This is a genomic window from Micromonospora sp. KC213, from assembly GCF_004348325.1.
Classification (GTDB): Bacteria; Actinomycetota; Actinomycetes; order Mycobacteriales; family Micromonosporaceae; genus Micromonospora.
This window is the reverse complement of the sequence record NZ_SMKF01000315.1, coordinates 1-2444: the sequence shown is the minus strand read 5'-3', so window position 1 is coordinate 2444 and position 2444 is coordinate 1. Positions and strand designations below refer to the sequence as shown.

Sequence of the window (2444 nt, the reverse complement as noted above, 5' to 3'; positions counted from 1 at the left end):
GGCCCCGGTGGCGGTGGCGGTGGCGGTGGCGGCGCTCCGGGCGGCGGGTTCCGTCCGGGTGCTCCGGCCGGTGGCGGTGGTCGCCCCGGTGGTGGCGGTCGTGGCCGTGGCGGCGGTGCCGCGGGTGCCTTCGGGCGTCCGGGTGGCCGGCCGACCCGGGGCCGCAAGTCCAAGAAGCAGCGCAGACAGGAGTTCGACAACCTGTCGGCCCCGACCATGAGCTCGGGCGCGCCCCGAGGTCAGGGTCAGGTCGTCCGGCTCTCCCGTGGCGCTTCGCTGTCGGACTTCGCCGACAAGATCAACGCCAACCCGGGTTCGCTGGTCCAGGAGATGTTCAACCTGGGCGAGATGGTCACCGCGACCCAGTCCTGCTCCGACGACACCCTGCTGCTGTTGGGTGAGCACCTCGGCTTCGACGTGCAGATCGTCAGCCCGGAGGACGAGGACCGCGAGCTGCTCGCGCAGTTCAACATCGACCTCGACGCCGAGGTCGCGGAGGACCGCCTGGTCAGCCGTGCGCCGGTGGTGACCGTCATGGGTCACGTCGACCACGGTAAGACCAAGCTGCTCGACGCGATCCGCAAGGCGAACGTGGTGGCCGGCGAGGCGGGAGGCATCACCCAGCACATCGGCGCCTACCAGGTCCACGTGCCGCACGAGGGCGAGGACCGCGCGGTGACCTTCATCGACACCCCGGGTCACGAGGCGTTCACCGCCATGCGTGCCCGTGGTGCCCAGGTCACCGACATCGTGGTGCTGGTCGTCGCGGCCGACGACGGTGTGATGCCGCAGACCATCGAGGCGCTCAACCACGCCAAGGCGGCGGAGGTGCCGATCGTGGTCGCGGTCAACAAGGTCGACAAGCCGGAGGCCAACCCGGACAAGGTCCGCCAGCAGCTGACCGAGTACGGCCTGGTCGCCGAGGAGTACGGCGGCGACACCATGTTCGTCAACGTGGCCGCGAAGCCGGGCATCGGCATCGACGACCTGCTTGAGGCGGTTCTGCTCACCGCCGACGCGTCGCTGGAGCTGACCGCTCCGATCGACGGGCCGGCGCAGGGTGTGGCCATCGAGGCGCACCTGGACAAGGGCCGTGGTGCGGTGGCGACCGTGCTGGTGCAGAAGGGCACCCTGCGGGCGGGCGACTCGATCGTCGCCGGTGGGGCGCACGGCCGGGTCCGGGCGATGCTCGACGAGAACGGCAACCAGGTCGTCGAGGCCGGTCCGGCCCGTCCGGTCCTGGTGCTCGGTCTGACCGCGGTCCCGGGTGCGGGTGACACCTTCCTGGCCGCCGCCGACGACCGGACGGTGCGCCAGATCGCCGAGCAGCGGCAGGCACGGCGGCGGGCGGCCTCGTTCGCCAACTCCCGGGGCCGGGCCACGCTCGAGACGCTCATGGAGCAGCTCAAGGAGGGCGAGAAGACCTCGCTCAACCTGGTGCTCAAGGGCGACGTCTCCGGTTCCGTGGAGGCCCTCGAGGACGCGCTGTTCAACCTCGACATCCCGGAGGAGGTCCAGCTCAGGATCATCCACCGGGGCGTGGGTGCGATCACCGAGAGCGACGTCATGCTGGCCAGCGCCTCGTCCGAGGCGGTCACGATCATCGGCTTCAACGTGCGGGCCGCCAACAAGGTCCGCGAGATCGCCGACCGCGAGGGCGTGGAGATTCGGTACTACACCGTCATCTACCAGGCCATCGAGGAGATCGACGCCGCGCTCAAGGGGCTGCTCAAGCCGGAGTACGAGGAGGTCGAGCTGGGCAGCGCGGAGATCCGCGACGTCTTCCGCTCGTCCAAGGTCGGCAACATCTCCGGTTGCATCGTCCGCTCCGGCATCATCCGCCGCAACGCCAAGGCGCGGCTGCTGCGGGACGGGGCGGTCGTGGCGGACAATCTCACGATCAGCTCCCTCAAGCGGTTCAAGGACGACGCGACGGAGGTCCGCGAGGGCTTCGAGTGTGGTCTGACGCTGGGCGGTTTCAACAACGTCCAGGTCGGCGACATCATCGAGACCTTCGAGATGCGGGAGAAGCCGCGCGCCTGATCCCGGGCTGACACAACGATCAAGGGGTTTACGCCGGTACCGGCGTAAACCCCTTGATCGTGTCCGGAGGTGACCGTAATGTCCGGGGCGATGTTCACCGGAACCGCGGTCTTCGACCTGCTGCTGCCGGGCGACTCCCGGTCGCTCAAAGCCAAGAGATCATACGTACGGCCGATCGTGGCGGCGCTGCGCCGTTTCGAGGTGTCGGCCGCCGAGGTGGGAGCGCTCGACCTGCACGGTCGGGCCGAGATCGGGTGTGCCGTGGTGGCCGCCGAGGCGTCGCACGTCCGCGAGGTGCTGGACTCGTGCGAACGCCTGGTCGCCACCCGTCCCGAGGTGGAACTGCTCTCGGTACGCCGCCGCCTGCACGGCCCCGAGGACTGACCCCCACCCTCGCTGTC

General features: G+C 69.7%; 2 protein-coding genes. Both read left to right on the top strand.

Annotation, left to right across the window (positions count from 1 at the left end; genetic code table 11):
• Window positions 1-2043 (top strand): translation initiation factor IF-2 (infB, locus tag E1166_RS30185; RefSeq protein WP_132343203.1); only part of this gene is annotated, 2043 nt, incomplete at its 5' end.
• Window positions 2044-2133: 90 nt separating this feature from the next.
• Complete coding sequence (locus E1166_RS30180; RefSeq protein WP_132263457.1) at window positions 2134-2427, top strand: DUF503 domain-containing protein; 294 nt, start codon at window positions 2134-2136, stop codon at window positions 2425-2427.
• The last annotated feature ends 17 nt before the right edge of the window (window positions 2428-2444 follow it).

Excerpts from the sequence above, each read along its gene's own strand:
- E1166_RS30180 (WP_132263457.1), top strand. The coding sequence starts at position 2,134 with ATGTTCACCGGAACCGCGGTCTTCGACCTGCTGCTGCCGGGCGACTCC.